At 42.0% G+C, this 19940-nt stretch carries 17 protein-coding genes and 1 pseudogene; 15 read left to right on the top strand and 3 right to left on the bottom strand.

Translation table 11 applies throughout. From position 1 onward, the window contains the following. Window positions 1-93: 93 nt before the first annotated feature. Genes typA through LCY76_RS09660 form a run of 3 tightly spaced genes read left to right on the top strand, consistent with a single transcriptional unit; the run spans window position 94 to window position 2575 of the window. On the top strand, window positions 94-1935 hold the full coding sequence (gene typA, locus LCY76_RS09650; RefSeq protein ID WP_248254642.1) for a translational GTPase TypA: 1842 nt from the start codon (window positions 94-96) through the stop codon (window positions 1933-1935). A 41-nt stretch (window positions 1936-1976) separates the two neighbouring features. Continuing rightward, a complete protein-coding gene (locus LCY76_RS09655) occupies window positions 1977-2294 on the top strand; it encodes a YlaH-like family protein (RefSeq protein ID WP_062232523.1) in 318 nt (105 codons plus the stop codon). 11 nt (window positions 2295-2305) lie between these two features. Beyond that, window positions 2306-2575: a hypothetical protein gene (locus LCY76_RS09660; protein WP_053354629.1), complete on the top strand. Its 270-nt coding sequence runs from the start codon at window positions 2306-2308 to the stop codon at window positions 2573-2575. Between the two features lie 448 nt (window positions 2576-3023). Here the strand turns inward: LCY76_RS09660 and LCY76_RS09665 are convergent, their stop codons facing one another. After that, the gene (locus LCY76_RS09665) at window positions 3024-3224 is read right to left on the bottom strand and encodes a YlaI family protein (RefSeq protein WP_082315925.1); all 201 of its coding nucleotides are present in this window, start codon (window positions 3222-3224) and stop codon (window positions 3024-3026) included. A 118-nt stretch (window positions 3225-3342) separates the two neighbouring features. Then, on the bottom strand, window positions 3343-3945 hold the full coding sequence (locus tag LCY76_RS09670) for a YhcN/YlaJ family sporulation lipoprotein (protein WP_248252472.1): 603 nt from the start codon (window positions 3943-3945) through the stop codon (window positions 3343-3345). Window positions 3946-4164: 219 nt separating this feature from the next. On the opposite strand from LCY76_RS09670, the gene LCY76_RS09675 reads away from it, so the two are divergent. Further along, on the top strand, window positions 4165-5496 hold the full coding sequence (locus LCY76_RS09675; RefSeq protein ID WP_248252473.1) for a PhoH family protein: 1332 nt from the start codon (window positions 4165-4167) through the stop codon (window positions 5494-5496). A gap of 37 nt (window positions 5497-5533) precedes the next feature. On the opposite strand, the gene LCY76_RS09680 is transcribed toward LCY76_RS09675, so the two are convergent. Continuing rightward, entirely contained in the window at window positions 5534-6031 is a 498-nt protein-coding gene (locus LCY76_RS09680) for a peptidyl-prolyl cis-trans isomerase (protein ID WP_248252474.1), read from the bottom strand. Between the two features lie 159 nt (window positions 6032-6190). Here LCY76_RS09680 and LCY76_RS09685 point away from each other — a divergent pair, with 159 nt between their 5' ends. From LCY76_RS09685 to LCY76_RS09735, 11 genes and pseudogenes are all read left to right on the top strand, one after another. After that, complete coding sequence (locus tag LCY76_RS09685) at window positions 6191-6460, top strand: Fpa/YlaN family protein (protein ID WP_419714988.1); 270 nt, start codon at window positions 6191-6193, stop codon at window positions 6458-6460. A gap of 472 nt (window positions 6461-6932) precedes the next feature. Then, window positions 6933-8090 (top strand): putative lipid II flippase FtsW, encoded by a 1158-nt coding sequence (gene ftsW / locus LCY76_RS09690; protein WP_248252476.1) that lies wholly within the window; start codon window positions 6933-6935, stop codon window positions 8088-8090. Between the two features lie 30 nt (window positions 8091-8120). Further along, a pseudogene (gene pyc / locus LCY76_RS09695) lies at window positions 8121-11566 on the top strand (pyruvate carboxylase). A gap of 425 nt (window positions 11567-11991) precedes the next feature. Further along, complete coding sequence (cyoE, locus tag LCY76_RS09700) at window positions 11992-12927, top strand: heme o synthase (RefSeq protein ID WP_248252477.1); 936 nt, start codon at window positions 11992-11994, stop codon at window positions 12925-12927. 189 nt (window positions 12928-13116) lie between these two features. After that, window positions 13117-14133, top strand: coding sequence for a cytochrome c oxidase subunit II (gene coxB, locus LCY76_RS09705; RefSeq protein ID WP_053354621.1), 1017 nt, complete (start codon window positions 13117-13119; stop codon window positions 14131-14133). Window positions 14134-14168: 35 nt separating this feature from the next. Then, on the top strand, window positions 14169-16013 hold the full coding sequence (gene ctaD / locus LCY76_RS09710) for a cytochrome c oxidase subunit I (RefSeq protein ID WP_053354620.1): 1845 nt from the start codon (window positions 14169-14171) through the stop codon (window positions 16011-16013). Beyond that, entirely contained in the window at window positions 16013-16633 is a 621-nt protein-coding gene (locus LCY76_RS09715) for a cytochrome c oxidase subunit 3 (protein WP_248252478.1), read from the top strand. Before ctaD ends, LCY76_RS09715 begins: the two co-directional genes overlap by 1 nt. A 3-nt stretch (window positions 16634-16636) precedes the next feature. Further along, window positions 16637-16978, top strand: a complete 342-nt coding sequence (locus tag LCY76_RS09720) for a cytochrome C oxidase subunit IV family protein (protein WP_053354618.1) — start codon at window positions 16637-16639, stop codon at window positions 16976-16978. 79 nt (window positions 16979-17057) lie between these two features. Further along, entirely contained in the window at window positions 17058-17912 is an 855-nt protein-coding gene (locus LCY76_RS09725; RefSeq protein ID WP_091006717.1) for a cytochrome c oxidase assembly protein, read from the top strand. 105 nt (window positions 17913-18017) lie between these two features. Beyond that, a complete protein-coding gene (locus LCY76_RS24025; protein ID WP_248252479.1) occupies window positions 18018-19205 on the top strand; it encodes a GNAT family N-acetyltransferase in 1188 nt (395 codons plus the stop codon). 13 nt (window positions 19206-19218) lie between these two features. After that, the gene (locus LCY76_RS09735; protein ID WP_248252480.1) at window positions 19219-19935 is read left to right on the top strand and encodes a nucleotidyltransferase domain-containing protein; all 717 of its coding nucleotides are present in this window, start codon (window positions 19219-19221) and stop codon (window positions 19933-19935) included. The last annotated feature ends 5 nt before the right edge of the window (window positions 19936-19940 follow it).

The raw sequence follows: 19940 nt of genomic DNA on the forward strand, positions 1-19940 counted from the left end.
ATAATAGAAAAGTTGAATTCCAATAGAGAAATAAATATCCAGGTTGGTTCTGGAAATTTAATAAATAAAAGATAGGATTTTTAAGGAGAGATTATTTTGAACTTGAGACAAGATATAAAAAACATCGCGATTATCGCGCACGTTGACCACGGGAAAACAACGCTCGTGGACCAAATGCTTCACCAATCAGGAACTTTCCGTTCAAATGAACATGTCAATGAACGTGCAATGGACTCCAATGATTTGGAAAAAGAACGCGGAATCACAATCTTAGCAAAGAATACGGCGATCAATTATGAAGGTACCCGCATCAACATCATGGACACTCCTGGACATGCCGATTTTGGCGGCGAGGTAGAACGAATCATGAAAATGGTTGATGGTGTCCTTTTAGTCGTAGACGCTTATGAAGGATGTATGCCGCAAACTCGATTCGTTTTGAAAAAAGCGCTTGAGCAAAAACTGACTCCAATCGTTGTTGTAAATAAAATTGACCGTGACTTTGCCCGCCCTGAAGAAGTGGTGGATGAAGTTATCGATTTGTTTATCGAGCTTGGTGCAGATGAAGACCAGCTTGAATTCCCAGTCGTATTCGCTTCTGCTATTAAAGGGACTGCAAGCACAGATCCGCATCAGCAGGATGATAACATGAAAGCTTTATTCGACTCCATCATTGAAAATATTCCTTCACCGGTTGACAACAGTGGTGAGCCGCTTCAATTCCAAGTTTCTCTTTTGGATTACAACGATTACCTCGGTCGTATCGGTATCGGCCGTATTTTCCGAGGAACGATGGAGGTAGGGCAGGCGGTTTCTCTAATGAAACTTGACGGCTCTGTTAAAAAATTCCGCGTTACAAAGATTTTTGGTTTCCTTGGACTTAAAAGAGTGGAAATTCAGGAAGCAAAAGCTGGTGACCTTGTAGCTGTATCAGGAATGGAAGAGATCAATGTCGGCGAAACAGTCTGTCCTGAAGGCCAGGAAGAAGCATTACCGATTCTAAGAATCGATGAGCCTACATTGAAAATGACGTTCCTTGTGAATAATTCACCGTTCGCAGGCCGTGAAGGCAAATATGTTACTTCAAGAAAAATTGAAGAACGTCTTCGCTCTCAATTGGAGACTGATGTTTCCCTTCGAGTTGATAACACAGAATCTCCAGACGCTTGGATCGTTTCGGGACGCGGAGAGCTTCATCTTTCCATTCTTATTGAAAACATGAGAAGAGAAGGGTACGAGCTTCAAGTATCAAAACCTGAAGTTATCGTTCGAATGGTTGACGGAGTTCGTTCTGAACCTGTAGAGCGTGTTCAAATTGATGTACCAGAAGAGTATACTGGAGCCGTTATGGAATCTCTCGGAGCACGAAAAGGCGAAATGCTGAACATGATCAACAATGGTTCAGGTCAAGTTAGACTTGAATTCATGGTACCAGCCCGTGGATTAATTGGATATTCAACAGAATTCTTAACTCAAACACGCGGTTATGGTATCTTAAATCATACGTTTGACAGCTATCAGCCGATGCATCAAGGCCAGGTGGGAGGACGCCGTCAAGGAGTTCTAGTATCAATGGAACACGGTAAGGCGAGCCAATACGGAATCATCAACGTGGAAGACCGCGGAACGATCTTCGTGGAACCGGGTACTGAGGTTTATGAAGGAATGATCGTCGGGGAACATACCCGAGAAAATGATATTACGGTTAATATCACAAAAGTGAAGCAGATGACAAACATGCGTTCAGCAAATAAGGATCAAACCGTAAGCATGAAAAAACCTCGTGTGATGTCTCTTGAAGAATCACTTGAATATTTGAATGAAGATGAGTATTGTGAAGTTACTCCGGAGAGCATTCGTCTCCGCAAAAAGATTCTTGATAAAAATGAACGTGAACGCGCAACTAAGAAAAGTAAAGTAGCCAAGCAAAACTAAGATTGCGTCTGGTGGTGTGAGCGGTGGATGATAAAAAAGTTATGTCTGCGACGGGTGAGGATTCTTCACCCATCGCTCTTCTTTTAGGAATAAACGAACATCCTGTTGCAGGTTTCTTTCTATTGTATCTTGTCATTACAGTATTAACGATTCTTGTCTATCAGCTGGGCTTTGCTAAAAAGCTTCCACTTCTTAAATCTGCAGTCATTTATATTCTTTTGATATTGGGCTGTTTTCCGCTGACCTTTTTCGGAATTGGCCTGCCGGTTGCAGAGGGTCTTTTGTGTGCTGCCGCAGTATTGATTATTTACAAGATCAGGCTGCACCAGAGCAAAAAAAATAAAGCCGAACACCTTTAAGGAGAGCCTCTATGACCTTACAGGATGCGCTTTACAATTGGCTAAGTATAAAAAAGGTGGCAGAAGAAAGAACTGATGATCAAGCTGCAGCAGATACACTGCTTTTTTTCGATGAAATTCTGCGGGATGACCATGGGTTAGAACACATTGCTGTGCGTATCAGCAACGGCTGTTATGAAGTGGATTACAGAATTGGGGATTCACAGCATCATAAAAAATTTCCTTGCGACTATATTGATGCGCTTTGGGAATCGATTGAAGCAGAGCCCAAGTATAATTAGACCTATTTTGTATTGAGCCATGAACACTACTTGTTCATGGCTCTTTTTATGAGAAAGCCCAAGAGACATCCATACAGCAGGTGTCCTGCAAACCAGAGAAAAAGAGCATAAAAGTCAGTAATCGCAGGCGTTGGCTGCAATGAGAGGATGGTTAATGGAAAGTATAAAAAGGCAGACGAGGCGCTAAGCGTGAGCGATAAAAGATAGACATTCATTCTAATATGCTGCAGAAGGAACTGGGCAGCAAGCCCGATTAAACATGATACAAGGAGATGCAGAAGAAACTGAGAAAGTTCAGTCTGCATAAAAGAGAGAAGCGAAGGAGCAAAATCGATGTTAATCAGGAGCGTGTAGACCCGTTTTCCAGTCAGGGATTCAGCTGCCTTCAGAAAAATACCCAGAAGACAGCCGGATAATATGCCGGCCCAAAAACCCGGCAGCCATCAGTTTACCATTCATTTTCTTTTGCAGGAGAACGGTATAACAAAAAATTTCCTGTTGCAATTCTTTTGTTTGTTTTATCAGTGATCCTCTCCTGGCACTTTTCGCACATGTACGTGTGGATCGGCCGGTTTCGCAGCCGTTTAGCCAAAGAGGATTGATCTTCAATGGATTGAATGGTGTCACATAACACACATTTTACTCGCATACCAATCACCTCTGTCTTTTTGGTGTTATAGCCATTATATCAAAGAAGCCTCTATAAACACTAATAAATAACAAATCTCCATATAAAAACCCCGCTTGTCCAGCGGGGAAAAGATGGGTTAATGTGTTTCTTTTAATTTTTGCTGCTGATTTTTTGTGGCTTTTTCTTGTTTTTGCTGTTGGTTTTTCAGGTTTCTTTTCTCGTTATCTGAAAGCTGGCTGTTGTTGGTTTCTGTCGGTGAAGGTTTGCGTGAATCCATATTGTTTGGAACTTGCGGCATCAACCTTCCAACGATGGCAGAAAGCTCTCTGATGATTCCGCCTACAGGATGACCTTGTCTGATCTGTTTTCCCATTTCTCTTAGACGCTGAACGGTATCAGGATCGGCAGTTACTACCGCATTGGCTCCATAGGGGTCTTTTTTTAATGCCTCTGCCACAGAATACTTGATTGTTCCTGTCCTTGATGCGTCCAGTTTAGAATCGACATCAATTCCCACAACTGCATAACGTCCTAGTACAACCGCTGTAGCGTCTTCTACACCCGGTATGCCGGTAATCAGTCCAACCAGATGCCGAGAAACTTGTTGTGAGTTCCTTGGCCCTTGCTTTTGCCCGTTATTGGCTGTCTGGTTAACCTTGGTTAATCGAGGTGTGGTTTTATCCGTTTGTTCTGCACTTTTGTTGCTGTTGCATGCAAAAAGCAGCAATAGTGAACTCATAACGGCTATAATCCTTAATGTTTTCAATACTTTCATCCTTTCGAGCATGATCTTTTCCGTTATTTTCTGTGTTTTCTTCTATCTTTATTCAACAGTTCATACATTTAACTATAGTCCGTCCCGGCTGCTTTTCTTATACAGCTGGAAATAGACATGCAATCATCATTCATTAACACCGCCAAAACCATAGAAAATCAATAGTCAGGAGGCTGTGTAGGATTGAATAAAATATATGTCCTTGATACCAATGTTCTTTTACAGGATCCATATTCAATATTCTCATTTGGCAATCATGAGGTCGTTATTCCTGCAATCGTGCTCGAGGAAGTGGATTCAAAAAAAAGGTACATGGATGAGATCGGAAGAAACGCACGGGAAGTATCAAGGCTAATTGATAAACTTAGGGCGAAAGGGAAACTCCATGAACATGTTCCCTTGGAAAATGGGGGGATATTGAGGGTTGAACTCAATCATCGGTCCTTCCAGCGGCTTCAGGAAACATTTGCTGAGCCAACCAATGACAACAGGATCTTGGCTGTTTCTTTAAATTTATTAAATGAGGAAAAAGGAAAAGAGAACGCCAAGGAGGTAATTTTGGTCAGTAAGGATGTACTCGTCAGAGTCAAAGCAGATGCACTTGGCATCCAAGCAGAAGATTTCCTGAGTGACAGGGTAGTGGATCGCGACGAACAAACCTATTTAGGCTACAAGGAAATATACGTAAACAGCGAACTTCTGGAAAAATTTTATGAGAAGCAGGAGCTTCCTGTATTGGAGATTGCCAACCACTCTTTCTACCCCCACCAGTTTATCATTATGAAAGACATGTACCGGAGTTCTGTTTCTGCACTCGCGAGGGTAGAAGATAACGGGAAAAAACTAAAGCCGCTTCTATTTGAAGGGGATTCGATCTGGGGAATTAAGCCAAGGAATGTCCAGCAAAAAATGGCGATCGAATTGCTCTTGCGCAAGGATGTTCACCTCGTGACCTTGATTGGAAAAGCAGGGACCGGCAAAACCCTTTTAACATTGGCAGCAGGCCTTCTGCAGACCGAGGACTTGAAAAAATACATTAAACTCTTTATTGCAAGACCAATTGTACCGGTAGGAAAAGACATCGGTTATCTTCCAGGTGAAAAAGACGAAAAATTAAAGCCGTGGATGCAGCCGATCTATGATAACCTTGAATATTTATTTAATGCTAAAAAGCAGGGAGAACTTGAAAAAATCCTTGCGGGAATAGGATCTATTCATGTAGAGGCGCTTACTTATATCAGGGGTAGAAGCCTGCCTGACCAGTTCATTATTATTGATGAAGCACAAAACCTTACAAAACATGAAGTGAAGACGATATTAACGAGGGTAGGGGAAGGAAGCAAGGTAATTCTCCTGGGTGATCCGAAACAGATTGATCATCCTTATCTCGATGAATTTACGAATGGGCTCACATATGTTGTTGAAAAATTCAAAGACCAGAGCATCAGTGGGCATGTAAAACTTGAAAAAGGGGAGCGCTCGAGCCTGGCTCAGCTCGCGGCAGATCTTCTTTAGAGGATGCTCGCAAAAAAATAAACCTGCCGCGGCAGGTTTATTTGATAATGAATCCTCTAATGTTTTTTAACGGATTTTCTTTATTTCTTCCATCACCGTAATAGAAATGGACGGGACCGTCTTCTTTTAAAGGCTTTCCATTTAAAGAGAAGCCCAATACAGATTGGAGGCCTTCTTCCAATGTGATTTCTTCCATTCCGTCTGCTGTATGGATTTCAATAAGAGAGGCCGTTTTATCCGGTTCAGCGTTCTTTATGAGGTGTGCAAAGCCAATGCCGAATGTACCCGTTGCAATTTTCTCTTTCAGTGTCTTCCTAGACGCTGGTTTTTTCTCTGGAGGAGCAGAACCTTCAATAATTTCTTTATCCCAATGGGAAGATATTGCTTTTAAATACTTTTCTTCTTCACTCTCAACATTCTCTTTTTCATCAAAATATGTGGTCAGATCAAACTTTCTGTCATCGAATATAAATACACCCGGATCGATGGTCAGAATATACTTAACTTTTCCCTTTAATTCTAAAACAAAATCCATATTACCATGCTCCTAATTGACGTATAGTTATTGTTTCATTCATATTCATTCTATCATGAATAGAGTTAATACTGTAATATGTTGATTTTTTGGCAGTCAAGCGCTATATTAAAGAGTAGAAAGCCAGAGTAGAACGGAGGGATTATATTGTCACCTGAGATGGCAACAGGACATCGAGAAAAGGCATTTGAACTATTACAGGCGGATGCTGCAAAGATACTGAAGTTAATCGAGGTGCAGATGGAAAACCTGACGATGCCGCAATGTCCCCTCTATGAGGAAGTGCTTGATACACAAATGTTTGGACTCTCCCGGGAGATTGATTTTGCAGTAAGGCTTAACCTCGTTGATGAGGAAGATGGCAAAGGCTTGCTGGAATCACTTGAACGTCAGCTTTCCGCACTGCATGAAGCTTCTCTGCGGAAATAATAGATAACTCAAACCGTTGGCAAAATGGTTTGGGTTTTTTTATTTGGCTTTCTTCTAAAAGATTGTTGCTTTGGGAACAGTTTTGTAAAGAATCTTCATTGCCAAGTTGATTGGAGTGCAAGGTGCGCGACTCCTCGAAAATGAATTTCACATTTTCTTCGTGCGATATAACGCTGCCGAAGTCTTCCTTGTCCTGCGGGATATGCGGGACAGGTCCCCGCAGGCGCCTGCGCAGAGGAGGTAGGCGCTTGCGCCGCTAAGGCTCACCTCACGCGAAAGCGAGCAACCTAAAACGGAAATCAACCACTATCAAGAACAACGAAGATTGTGAAAACAGCGTAAACAGCTTTTTTATTACAGGAGCATTTTACAAAGTTGTGTTAAAATATTTTTAACTTTATCATACAGAGGGAAAGGAAGTTTTATATACGAATCATTGTTAAGGAAAAGACTACATAAAGGATGTAAGATAATGTTAAAAAAAATGTTTCGGCACTATGATTATTCACTGGTGATTGCAATTTTGGTTTTATGCGGTCTTGGTCTCGTGATGGTTTACAGCGCGAGCATCATTGTTTCAATTAACCGCTTCGGCTATTCCAGCAATTACTTTTTTATCCGCCAGCTTGTTTTTTTGGGAGCCGGGCTTGTCTGTTTTTTGGTTGCGATGATTATTCCCTATCAGTTCTATAAAAAACTCATCGTACCGATTGTTTTCGGCTCTATCCTCCTGCTCATAGCGGTTCTGTTTATCGGAAAAACGACAAACAACGCACAGAGCTGGATTTACATAGGACCTATCGGGTTTCAGCCGGCAGAATTTGTGAAGCTTGGACTGACGATTTACCTTGCTGCGATCTTTTCAAAAAAGCAGGACAAGCTTGAAAATTTTGCGGCCAGCGCACCTCCGTTGAGTGTATTTGCCGTGATGTTTATTCTGATCATGAAACAGCCGGATTTGGGGACCGGTTTGATTATTGCTGCGACTACCGGCATCATTATCCTGAGCTCAGGTATGAAACCAGGACATAAACTGATTTTGATTGTATCTGCACTAATGATCATCGGACTTGGTTCCCAGGTTTTGACACATGAGCAGAAGTCGCGTTTTACCGCGGCTTATGAACCGTTTAAAGATCCGCAAGGGGACGGTTTTCAGCTCGTCAATTCCTACTTGGCCATCGGTTCTGGAGGGATCACCGGCAATGGACTGGGCCAGAGTATTCAGAAATATGGCTTTCTTCCGGAACCTCATACAGATTTCATTATTGCCGTTATAGCGGAAGAGCTAGGATTCTGGGGAGTCGCACTTATAGTCGGCTTGATTGGATTTGTTGTTATTAAAGGCTTTATAACCGGCCTTAGAAGCAGGGATACTTATGGAAGCCTGCTTGCCTTTGGTATATCTGGTATGGTCGGAATCCAGTCTTCAGTAAATCTTGGGGCAGCCATTGGTCTGCTTCCGATTACAGGCGTACCTTTGCCTTTTATATCGTATGGTGGTTCATCTCTAGTCTTGTTGTTAATTTCCATGGGGATTTTAGTTAATATTTCCTGCCATGTTAATTATAAAAGAAAGCATCAAAAGCCGGAACAAGCACCTGCAAAAGCAAATCTTCACGCAGTGTAATTCCAGGAATTATTAGAGGGAGAGATACCGATGTCACAACAGCAAATCAGAAAAATATTAGTTGCCAACCGCGGAGAGATTGCCATCCGCATTTTTCGTGCATGTACAGAGCTGGGAATTCGTACGGTAGCGATTTACTCCAAGGAAGATTCAGGATCCTATCATCGATACAAAGCAGATGAAGCCTATTTGGTTGGAGAAGGAAAAAAACCGATTGATGCTTATTTGGACATTGAAGGTATTATCGCCATTGCAAAAAGAAACGGGATAGATGCCATTCACCCCGGTTATGGATTCTTATCAGAAAATATCCATTTTGCAAAGCGCTGCGCAGAAGAAAAGATTACGTTTATCGGACCGAAACAAGAACACCTCATTATGTTCGGCGATAAAGTAAAAGCAAGGGAAGTAGCGGTCAGTGCCGGGCTTCCAGTCATACCGGGATCTGACGGGCCCGTAAACAGCATTGATGAAGTGAGAGAATTTGCAGGAGAACATGGCTATCCAATCATTATAAAGGCCTCTTTAGGCGGCGGCGGAAGAGGCATGCGGATCATACGAAGTGAAAATTCGCTTGCGGAAGGATATGAAAGAGCAAAATCCGAAGCCAAAGCTGCGTTTGGAGAAGATCAGGTTTACGTTGAAAAATTTGTTGAGAAGCCAAAGCATATTGAAGTTCAGATTCTAGCGGACTTAGAAGGCAACATTGTGCATTTGTTTGAAAGGGACTGTTCTGTTCAAAGAAGGCATCAAAAAGTAGTTGAAGTTGCACCGAGTGTTGCCCTAAGTAAGGAACTTCGGCAGGAAATATGTGATGCCGCCGTTCAGCTGATGACGCATATCCACTATTTAAATGCAGGAACGGTGGAGTTCTTGGTTACGGAGGACGGCCGTTTTTATTTCATTGAAGTGAATCCCCGTGTGCAGGTGGAACATACCATTACCGAAATGGTAACAGGTGTGGATATCGTTCAGACGCAGATCCTGATCGCTCAAGGCAATATGCTTCACGGTGATGTAATTGGAATTCCACAGCAAGAGGATATTGCATGCCACGGCTATGCGATTCAATGCCGGGTAACAACAGAAGATCCCGCGAACAATTTTATGCCGGATACTGGTAAGATCAATGTTTACCGTTCTGGAGGAGGCTTCGGAGTACGTTTGGATGCTGGAAACGGCTTTCAGGGAGCTGTTATTACGCCTCATTACGATTCATTGCTCGTTAAGCTGTCAACATGGGCTCTAACCTTTGATCAAGCAGCTGCGAAAATGCTCAGGAATCTTAAAGAGTTCCGGATCCGCGGTATAAAAACGAACATCGAATTTCTTGAAAATGTTGTGAAACATAAATCGTTTATATCCGGAAACTATAATACTTCTTTTATTGACACATCAAGTGAGTTATTCTTGTTCCCTAAGAAGAAGGACCGGGGTACCAAGATGCTGACTTACATCGGTTCAACGACAGTTAATGGGTTTCCCGGCATTGAAAAAATGAAGAAACCGGCATTTACAAATCCGCGTCTTCCGAATTTACAACATATAGATCAGCCTGCAGACGGAACAAAACAAATCCTTGATCAGCATGGTGCCGACGGACTCGTTAACTGGATAAAAGAACAGAAAAAAGTTCTTCTGACAGATACGACCTTCAGGGATGGACATCAATCGCTCTTAGCTACTCGAGTAAGGACAAACGACCTGCTGCATGCGGCAGAACCGACAGCCAAACTATGGCCTTCCATGTTTTCTTTGGAGATGTGGGGAGGAGCTACCTTCGATGTGGCTTACCGATTCCTTAATGAGGACCCATGGGAGCGGCTCTTAAAGCTTCGAGAAAAAGTTCCAAACGTCCTGTTTCAGATGCTGCTGCGTGCTTCTAATGCGGTTGGCTATAAAAACTATCCTGATAATGTCGTTGAGGAGTTTGTGGAAAAATCATCCGCTGCAGGAATTGATGTTTTCCGAATCTTTGACAGCCTGAACTGGGTAGAGGGAATGACTGTCGCCATTGACTCTGTAAGGAAGAACGGGAAAATTGCCGAGGCTGCTCTATGTTATACAGGCGATATTCTTGATTCCTCGAGGACAAAGTACAATGCAGAGTACTACATAAAGATGGCAAAGGAATTAGAAGCTTCAGGTGCTCATATTCTCGCAATCAAGGATATGGCCGGATTGCTTAAACCGCAGGCTGCATATGAACTTGTTTCACGTTTAAAAGAAAACGTAAGCCTTCCTATTCACCTGCATACTCATGATACAAGCGGTAACGGAATATTCACCTACTCAAAAGCGATTGATGCCGGGGTAGACATAGTAGACGTGGCGGTCAGTTCTATGGCTGGGGGAACTTCGCAGCCTTCTGCCAACTCGTTGTACTATGCCCTTGCAGGAAATGAACGGCAGCCGGATGCTGATATCAGCAATCTTCAAGAGCTAAGTTCCTATTGGGAAGATGTCCGCAAGTACTATCAAGGCTTCGAAAGCGGGATGAACGCTCCTGATCCAGAAGTCTATGAGCATGAGATGCCTGGCGGCCAGTTCAGCAATCTTAAACAACAGGCAAAAGCGGTTGGCCTTGAAGAAAAGTGGGACCATGTTAAGCGGATGTACCGCCGCGTGAACGATATGTTCGGTGATGTAGTTAAAGTAACTCCTTCTTCAAAAGTGGTGGGAGATATGGCGCTGTTCATGGTTCAGAATGATCTTACAGAAGACGATGTATATGAAAAAGGTGAAAAACTGGACTTCCCTGATTCTGTCGTTGAGTTTTTCCAGGGTTATATCGGCCAGCCATACCAAGGGTTCCCAAAAGAACTTCAGCAGCTGATCTTAAAGGGAAGAGAGCATATAACGACGCGTCCTGGAGAATTGCTGGAGGCCGCTGACTTTATGGAGATTAAAGAAACGCTCTTCCATAAACTCAATCGTCAAGTAACTAGTTTTGATGCGATATCCTACGCTCTTTATCCAAAGGTATTATTGGACCGCGAAAGAATGTTTCAGCAATTCGGGGATATTTCAGTCCTCGATACACCGACTTTCTTTTATGGCATGAGGCTTGGAGAGGAGATCGAGATCGAAATTGAACAAGGGAAAACCCTTATTGTTAAACTTGTGTCCATCGGAGAACCGCAAATGGATGGAACAAGAGTCGTTTACTTTGAGTTGAATGGCCAGCCGAGGGAAGTTGTCGTTAAAGATGAAAGCATCAAATCGGCTGTCGCTGCCAAGAGAAAAATAGATCCGTCCGATCCAGGCCATATCGGTGCAAGTATGCCTGGCACCGTAGTGAAGGTTTGGTAGAGAAGGGTGAAAAGGTTAAAAAAGGTGATCATCTGATGATTACAGAGGCCATGAAAATGGAAACAACCGTGCAGGCGCCTTATGATGGAATCGTTAAAGAAATCTACGCATCCAACAGCGAAGCCATTTCACCGGGTGATTTATTGATCGAGTTAGCTAAATAGATAGCATCAATAAATCCATTGGGGATTTATTGATTGAACTGGCTAAATGGAAAGACAAAAAAGCATTTCACCTTTTGGGGTGAAGTGCTTTTTTTATAGTTAAATAAGATTGTTCAAAGAAAATTCACAAATTTGTTAAATTTCAGCCTTATACTAAAGTTTGCCAAAACATAGGAATATTATAGGAATATGTCTATCCGAGTCGAAGTATACAAACCTTCTAAATTGTTTTATAATGTTTTAGAAACATGTCTATCATATCACAACAATATGTGATAAATTTCGCAAATATGTGAAAAAAGGGATGCGTTTTACATATTGATTTCCGTTTCATTACTATTTAGAATAAATTATGGCATTTTACCTGGATAGTTTAACAAAAACCGGAAATGGAAGGAAACTTACCTGTAAAGGAGGTGTATACGGTGAGCAAAACTCAAACGACATTTGATGATGCTGACAAAGTGATCAAGGCTGATTCTCTACCGGAAGCTAATCCGACAGGTACATGGAAAGATTTTCTTACAATTGCCAAGATGGGAATCGTTATTTCAAATCTCATCACAGTTTTTGCAGGTGTATTTCTTGCCATTAAGTTTAACAGTCTGCTCTTTATGGATGAGCTGAATGTTTTGGCTCTGGCCGTTGTCGGCTCAGCCTTTGTAATCGCGGGAGGCTGCTGCTTAAACAATTACATAGACCGAGATATTGACGGTTTGATGGATCGTACCATGGACAGACCGACAGTAACCGGTAAGATTGAAGCACACCAGGCATTATGGATGGGGATAATTTTATCTGCCATCGGCGTTATTCTTCTAGCCATGACAACGCTAACAGCCGCCGTTTTTGGATTGATTGGTTTATTTGTATATGTGGTTGTTTACACGATGTGGCTTAAAAGAACCCACTCTATTAATACGGTTGTGGGCGGAATTTCCGGAGCGATGCCGCCTCTGATCGGCTGGGCCGCAGTGGATGCGAACCTGGATATAAAAGCTTGGATTCTGTTCTTGATTCTGTTTTTATGGCAGCCGCCGCATTTTTTGGCGCTTGCGATGAAGAGATGTGAAGAATACAGAAATGCAGGAATACCAATGCTTCCTGTCGTATCGGGATTTAAAATGACGAAGCGCCAGATGATCTGGTATGTAGCAGCTCTCATCCCGGTCTCCTTATATTTGTATCCATTTGGCAAGGTATTTACCATTTTAGCCGCTGTCCTGGGATTTGGCTGGCTGGCTCTTGGGTTATCTGGTATCCGGACAAGTGATGACATCAAGTGGGCAAGGCAGATGTTTGTCTACTCTCTTAATTACTTGACTATATTGTTCGTCGCTATGATTCTCGTAAACATATAATATCGACTTCAGTACGGAACATCTCCTTGAACCGTCTGGATGAATATATTAAAGACCTTTTATATTAAAGGGCTTACATTTTTTTTTGCTATTTGCTGCTTAATGTAAACGGACACATGCCGTTTATGACAAGCAGGTAATAGATTATAGTAGCTGAACTACAACGAGAAAGTGGGGTTTTATGAAGTGATGAGAAATTTGCTGCGTAAAGGGCGAGTAATCCCTTTGTTTGCAATGCTGGCGCTTCTGCTGATGGGTTGTGGTGATCCAACACTGTCTGCGCTTATGCCGCAAGGTGAAGTAGCCAACAAACAATACTCATTAATGGTGCTGAGCTTAGCAATTATGATTTTTGTATTGTTGGTCGTTTTTATCATTTATGTATTTGTTTTGATCAAATTTAGAAGGCGCAAGGGCGATGACACGATTCCTGAACAGGTAGAAGGAAATCATCTGCTCGAAATTTTGTGGACTGCGATTCCAATTCTTTTACTGATTATTCTTGCAGTTCCGACAGTTATGCAAACTTTTGATTTATCTGCGAAAGATAAACCTAAAAAGGGTGAACTGGCTCTCAAGGTTACAGGCCATCAGTACTGGTGGGAGTTTGAGTATCCTAAAGAAGAGATTATTACTTCTCAGGAACTAGTGCTTCCAGTTAACACAAAAGTGCATGTGGAGCTTTCTTCCGCTGATGTCATCCATTCATTCTGGATTCCATCGCTTGCTGGTAAAACAGACACCAATCCTGGTGACGGCAGCAAGAACTACATGTGGATTGAAACAGGAAAGAAAGAACAGATCTATAAAGGGAAATGTGCTGAATTATGCGGTGCTTCTCATGCCCTTATGGATTTCAAGGTAAAAGTCGTTTCAAAAGAAAAATACAAGGCTTGGGTAGATTCATTCAAGAATGCAAGCGGCAATGCTACCGGAAATGCTGCTGAAGGGCAAAAAATCTTTAAAAAGAACTGTATGTCTTGTCATGCGGTAGGCAAAAACGGCGGTAATACCGGACCTAATCTTACTGGTTTCGGTGATAAACAGCGTGTTGCCGGTGTACTTGAGCACAACAAAGCCAACTTGGAAAAATGGATTAAAAATCCTCAAAAAGTAAAACCAGGCAATAACATGCCGAACGTGCCCCTTAATGATGAAGAAGTTGACGCAGTAGCTGACTATCTTCTAAGTCTAAAACTTCAATAGGCAAGAGGAGCGGTTTGTAAAAAGGAGGTAAAAAGGTGTCTACTCATGCAAGTCACAAAAAGAGAAGTGGGCTGATGGACTGGCTCACCACAGTTGATCATAAAAAAATTGGTATTTTATACCTTATTGCAGGGGGATTCTTCTTCATCATTGGAGGAATCGAAGCAATGTTAATGCGTATTCAGTTAATAAAACCAGAAAATGACTTTGTCGCTGCTGAGACGTTTAACCAATTGCTGACGATGCACGGTACTACAATGATTTTCTTTGCGGCCATGCCGTTGATTTTTGCATTTATGAATGCTGTAGTCCCATTGCAGATCGGGGCAAGGGACGTTGCGTTCCCGTTTGTTAACGCATTAGGATTCTGGCTGTTTTTCTTCGGAGGAGTACTACTGAATTTAAGCTGGCTCTTAGGCGGAGCTCCTGACGCTGGTTGGACGGCTTATGCGCCTCTTTCAACAACGTCCGGGGGACCGGGGGTGGACTTTTATGTACTGGGAATTCAGATCTCGGGTATAGGAACCCTTATAGGCGGAATTAACTTCCTGGTAACAATCATCAACATGCGTGCTCCTGGTATGACATTTATGCGAATGCCGTTGTTTACATGGACAGCGTTTGTTACATCAGGTTTGATTCTATTTGCATTCCCTCCATTAACTATTGGTTTATTTATGTTATCTTTTGACAGGGTTTTTGATGCAAACTTTTTCAACCCGGACAATGGCGGTAATATTTTGATTTGGGAGCATATTTTCTGGATCTTCGGACACCCTGAAGTTTATATCCTCATCTTGCCTTCGTTTGGTGCGATCAGTGAGGTAGTTGCGACCTTCTCAAGAAAACGTCTTTTCGGATACAGCGCCATGGTGTTCGCGACCGTATTGATCGGTTTCTTAGGATTCATGGTATGGGTCCACCATATGTTTACGGTCGGCCTTGGACCTGTAGCTAACTCTATTTTTGCCGTAGCAACTATGGCTATCGCTGTTCCTACAGGTGTTAAGATCTTTAACTGGCTTTTCACGATGTGGGGCGGGAAAATCGTATTCTCAACAGCCATGCTTTGGGCGGTTGGATTTATCCCGACATTCGTAATGGGTGGGGTAACAGGTGTTATGCTTGCCATTCCTTCAGCTGACTACCAATTCCATGACAGCTATTTTGTAGTAGCCCATTTCCATTATGTAATTGTGGGTGGCGTAATACTTGGTCTTTTTGCAGGCCTATACTATTGGTATCCTAGAATGTTTAACAGGGTTTTGAATGAAACTCTTGGGAAAATTCATTTCTGGACGTTCTTTATCGGCTTCCACCTTACATTCTTCCCTCAGCATTTCTTGGGACTCATGGGTATGCCGCGCCGGGTATTTACATATCTTTCCGGTCAGGACCTGGATCAATTAAACTTTATCAGTTCAATCGGTGCCTTTTTAATGGCAATCGGTACGATTGTATTATTAATTAACATTATCATCTCAGCTTCAAAAAAATATGCACCTTCTTCCGATCCTTGGAATGGAAGAACGCTGGAGTGGGCCATTCCGTATCCTACACCTGAATATAACTTTGCACAAACACCATTAGTTCGGGGACTTGATGCCTTTTGGATTGAAAAAGCAGCTGGGAATAAAGGCATGACGCCTGCAGAACCAGTCGGGGATATCCACATGCCTAATCCATCCATCCTCCCGCTCTTTATGTCAATCGGGCTTTTTAGCGCAGCGTTAGGATTAATTTATAACACTATAACTGTAACAATCATTGGAATAATCGCCACGTTTATTTGCATGTTCTTACGTTCAATTATTGACGACCATGGCTTCCATATTCACAAAGAAGAAGTGGAAGACGATTTAAAGGGGGTTAAAGAATAATGCACGCGGATGAACGATTAAATGATGCTAACTTTCCGAAACATCCCGAAAAAGCCACCCTTGAAGGCAAAAATAAATTTTTAGGATTTTGGCTGTTCTTAGGTGGAGAGACTGTTTTGTTCGCAACATTGTTCGGAACGTACTTAGGCCTTCGCCATATGAATATGGATGGCCCAACTACTGAAGAACTATTCAAGCTTCCAACCGTATTCCTGGCAACCATGCTCCTGCTAACAAGCTCTTTAACAAGCGTATATGCGGTACTTGCATTAAAGCAAAACCGCGTAAAAAGCTTGCAAGGATGGTTTTTTGTAACCTTACTTTTGGGTCTTTGCTTTCTTGGCCTGGAAGTATATGAATTTAATGAATATGTCCATGAAGGGCATACTTTTACAAGCAGTGCTTTCGGTTCTGCCTTCTATACCCTTGTAGGATTTCATGGAGGCCACGTAGCTTTCGGCTGTTTATGGATCATTACATTGCTAGTACGCAACTGGAATCGCGGAATTACGCTTGTAAACGCACCAAAGTATTATTTATTTGCCCTCTATTGGCACTTTGTTGACGTCGTTTGGGTATTCATTTTCACTGTTGTGTATCTTATGGGGAAGGTGGGTTAAGAGATGGCTAATCATAGCAACCCTGAAACCAATGTTCACCGCAGCGAGGCACTGCAGCGTAAATTGGCGTTTAAAGAAGAGAGGAAACACCATAATGTTTCTTTCATTATGATGATCCTTTTAACTCTGATTGCGTTCTACGCCATTTGGAGTGATAAAGTAGCTGATTCTTTTGCTGTACTATTTATTCTCGTACTTGCTGTTGTTCAAGTATTCTTTCAATTGTATATCTGGATGCATTTAAGTCATAAGGGACATGATTTTCCGCTTTGGGGAATGATGTGCGGAATCCTTGTTGCTGCCATTACGGTTGTTGGTATTGCAGGAATGATCTGGACTTCTTAAATGGAAAATGGCTGCTTAAAGCAGCCATTTTTCATAAATATTGAATATCCCTGCTTTCCGTGGGAAAGGAGTTTATATAATGGACCATAACATGAGTCATGAAAAAATCAGTGATTTTGGTTTTTACAGCCTTTACCGGCCGGATATTTTCATCCTAATTTTGATCATTGGCATTTTATATTTTAAATATTACGGCAACAAAAACTCGGGCTTAAAAACAACAAAGCTGCAAAAGTTCTTTTTTTCAGCAGGTCTTGTATTTTTGTATATTTCCAAAGGCAGTCCGTTAAATGTCGTCGGCCATCATTATTTATTCAGCGTGCATATGATTGAAATGGCAGTAAGCTATCTTGTGGTGCCCCCGCTTATGATCCTCGGTATGCCGCATGGTTTGTATTTGAAGTGGTTTAGCCTTCAGAATTCTATGATGAACATCGTCCGCTTTTTAACAAAACCGCTCATTGCGATATTAGTCTTTATTACGCTGTTTTCCATTTACCATATGCCAGTCGTCTTTGACGCAGTCATGGCAAATGGATTTGTGGCTTTTCTCAGCCATACCATCTTGTTTATCACGGCATTCACGATGTGGTGGCCAGTCCTTTGTCCGATTGAAGAATTGAATTCATTGTCTGATTTACAGAAGGTTGGATATGTATTCGCTAGCGGTGTTTTACTGACGCCAGCCTGTGCATTGATCATGTTTGCCGGCCATCTGCTCTATTCAACGTATGCTCATGCGCCAGAACTGGTATCGTTTCTCCCTCCATTAGAAGACCAGATGACTGGAGGAATTGTAATGAAAATTCTTCAGGAAGTGGTTTACGGAGTAGTTCTTGGACACATTTTTTATAAGTGGGTAAAAAGAGAACGGGCGAAAGACAAAGAGGATTTAGCACTGATCAAAATGAGTGCTGCTGCAAATCATTCTTAAAGACAGTAAGTTAACCGGCAGCCGGTTAACTTTTTTTTTGAAAAAAAAAAGAGTTGTACCGTATAATGTCGAACTAGTTGTTAGAGAGAAAAAGGAGGAAAACCAGTGATTAGAAACCTTCAAAAGGAAGAACTGATGCATTCTCTTGAGCTTTCACAATATGCATTCAGATATTCATTAACAAAAGAAGATATAGAAAAGAGACTTCAAAATCTCGATCCTGCAAGTGTTTACGGTACGTTTGCTGAAAATGGCCAGCTGCTGGCTAAACTGCATTTGCTTCCGTTTGATGCTTATTTAGGGGGAAGATCCGTAAAAATGGGCGGTTTGGCGGGAGTAGCAACCTGGCCTGAGAACAGAAGAAAGGGACTGATCAGGCAGCTGCTCAGACATTCATTGGAAGTGATGAATAACACGGGTACTTATCTATCCATGCTTCATCCGTTTTCAGTAAAGTTTTACCGGAGTTTTGGATGGGAACTAACATGTGATTACAAAAAATATAAAATACATAAAACCCAATTTCCGCCCTTTCATGAAGTGAGCGGCAGAGTAGAACGACTATCTGAAGACAGTTCACCTATACTGTCTCCAATATATGAGAGATTCTCAGAACGCTATAACGGCTCATTGAAGCGAAATGAAGTGTGGTGGAATAATAATGTGCTTTCAAACTCGAAAATAGCACTCTACAGGCAAAGCAACAACGAGGGTGCAGGTTATATCCTTTATTCAATAAAAGAAAAAGTAATGGAGATCGAAGAGTTTGTTGCACTGGACAGAGAAAGCTGGGAAGGGCTTTGGAACTTTATAAGGAATCATGATTCGATGATTAACGAAGTCACCATTGTAGCTCCCCCTGATGATGAAACGGGATTTTATTTGGATGATCCTAAGATTCATCAGGAGCAGCACAGTTATTTTATGGCGAGAGTTGTAAACGTTCTTGAGGCTCTAAAAGAATATCCATTTAACAAGATTCCAGGTGAAACGTTGTTTCTCCACGTGAAAGATGACTTCGCTGAATGGAATACAGGTACTTATTCCGTTACAGCAGATGGGATTCAGCCAAGTGTGAATTTCTTCCCTGCTAAAGAAGGAGAATCTTCATGCCAAATAGCGCCTAAACGTGGAATTTCCCTTGGAATTAAGGAACTGACGGCTATTCTCTTTAACTATAAACAACCTAAAAGCCTGCTGAATCATGGGAGAATTTCCGGGAGAGAAGAAGATATCGCTTTATTTGAATCACTGCTCCCAAAACATACACCATTTATCTACGACTTTTTTTAAGGAGAATGAAAGTATGCCAAATAGAGATTCGGCCATTGAGGCTGCCAAAAAGTTTATTGATCAATTCTTTCCTTCGGGAGAAGTTGCCTTTCTAGCGGGGAGTATCGTTAGAGGGGAAGGAACCGAAAGCTCTGATCTCGACATTGTTATTTTTGATGCCTTGGCAGATCAATCGTTTAGAAAATCGTACCTGGAGTTTGGATGGCCAATTGAAGCATTCGTTCACAGCTTTCAGTCTTATAAAGTTTTTTTTAAGGAAAACAGAGACAGAGCAAGACCCTCACTTCCACAGATGTGCGCAGAAGGGATCATTCTGAAAGACAACGGACAGGCAGCTTCCATCAAAAATGAATCTCTGGCTTTGTTAAAAAGAGGACCGTCACCGTGGAAGTCCAAAGAAGTGGATTCTGCCCGCTATGAGATCACAAACCTGCTTGATGATCTGGAAGGCTCGAATAATCCATCAGAAGATCTTTTCATTGTTTCAAAATTGGCGTATATGATCCATGAATTTATCCTCCGTGTAAATGGCTGCTGGATTGGTGAAGGGAAATGGATGGTAAGGGCGTTAAAAGAATTTGATGAGGAGTTTGCACTACGTTTTGTTCAGGTGTTCGATGAGTATTATAAAGCAAGAGAGAAAAAGCAGGTGATTGGTTTTGCAGGTGATGTGCTTGATCCATATGGAGGAAGGCTGTTTGAAGGATATGCAATAGGAAAAAGAGAATAAGGAAA

Source organism: Fictibacillus marinisediminis (genome assembly GCF_023149135.1).
GTDB lineage: Bacteria > Bacillota > Bacilli > Bacillales > Fictibacillaceae > Fictibacillus_C > Fictibacillus_C marinisediminis.

Bases quoted from the DNA above. Each gene is read 5' to 3' on its own strand.
- LCY76_RS09655 (WP_062232523.1), top strand. From the start codon at position 1,977: ATGTCTGCGACGGGTGAGGATTCTTCACCCATCGCTCTTCTTTTAGGA.
- LCY76_RS09660 (WP_053354629.1), top strand. From the start codon at position 2,306: ATGACCTTACAGGATGCGCTTTACAATTGGCTAAGTATAAAAAAGGTG.
- LCY76_RS09665 (WP_082315925.1), bottom strand. From the start codon at position 3,224: ATGCGAGTAAAATGTGTGTTATGTGACACCATTCAATCCATTGAAGAT.
- LCY76_RS09670 (WP_248252472.1), bottom strand. From the start codon at position 3,945: ATGAGTTCACTATTGCTGCTTTTTGCATGCAACAGCAACAAAAGTGCA.
- LCY76_RS09680 (WP_248252474.1), bottom strand. From the start codon at position 6,031: ATGGATTTTGTTTTAGAATTAAAGGGAAAAGTTAAGTATATTCTGACC.
- LCY76_RS09685 (WP_419714988.1), top strand. From the start codon at position 6,191: ATGGCAACAGGACATCGAGAAAAGGCATTTGAACTATTACAGGCGGAT.
- ftsW (WP_248252476.1), top strand. From the start codon at position 6,933: ATGTTAAAAAAAATGTTTCGGCACTATGATTATTCACTGGTGATTGCA.
- coxB (WP_053354621.1), top strand. From the start codon at position 13,117: ATGAGAAATTTGCTGCGTAAAGGGCGAGTAATCCCTTTGTTTGCAATG.
- LCY76_RS09715 (WP_248252478.1), top strand. From the start codon at position 16,013: ATGCACGCGGATGAACGATTAAATGATGCTAACTTTCCGAAACATCCC.
- LCY76_RS09720 (WP_053354618.1), top strand. From the start codon at position 16,637: ATGGCTAATCATAGCAACCCTGAAACCAATGTTCACCGCAGCGAGGCA.
- LCY76_RS09725 (WP_091006717.1), top strand. From the start codon at position 17,058: ATGGACCATAACATGAGTCATGAAAAAATCAGTGATTTTGGTTTTTAC.
- LCY76_RS09735 (WP_248252480.1), top strand. From the start codon at position 19,219: ATGCCAAATAGAGATTCGGCCATTGAGGCTGCCAAAAAGTTTATTGAT.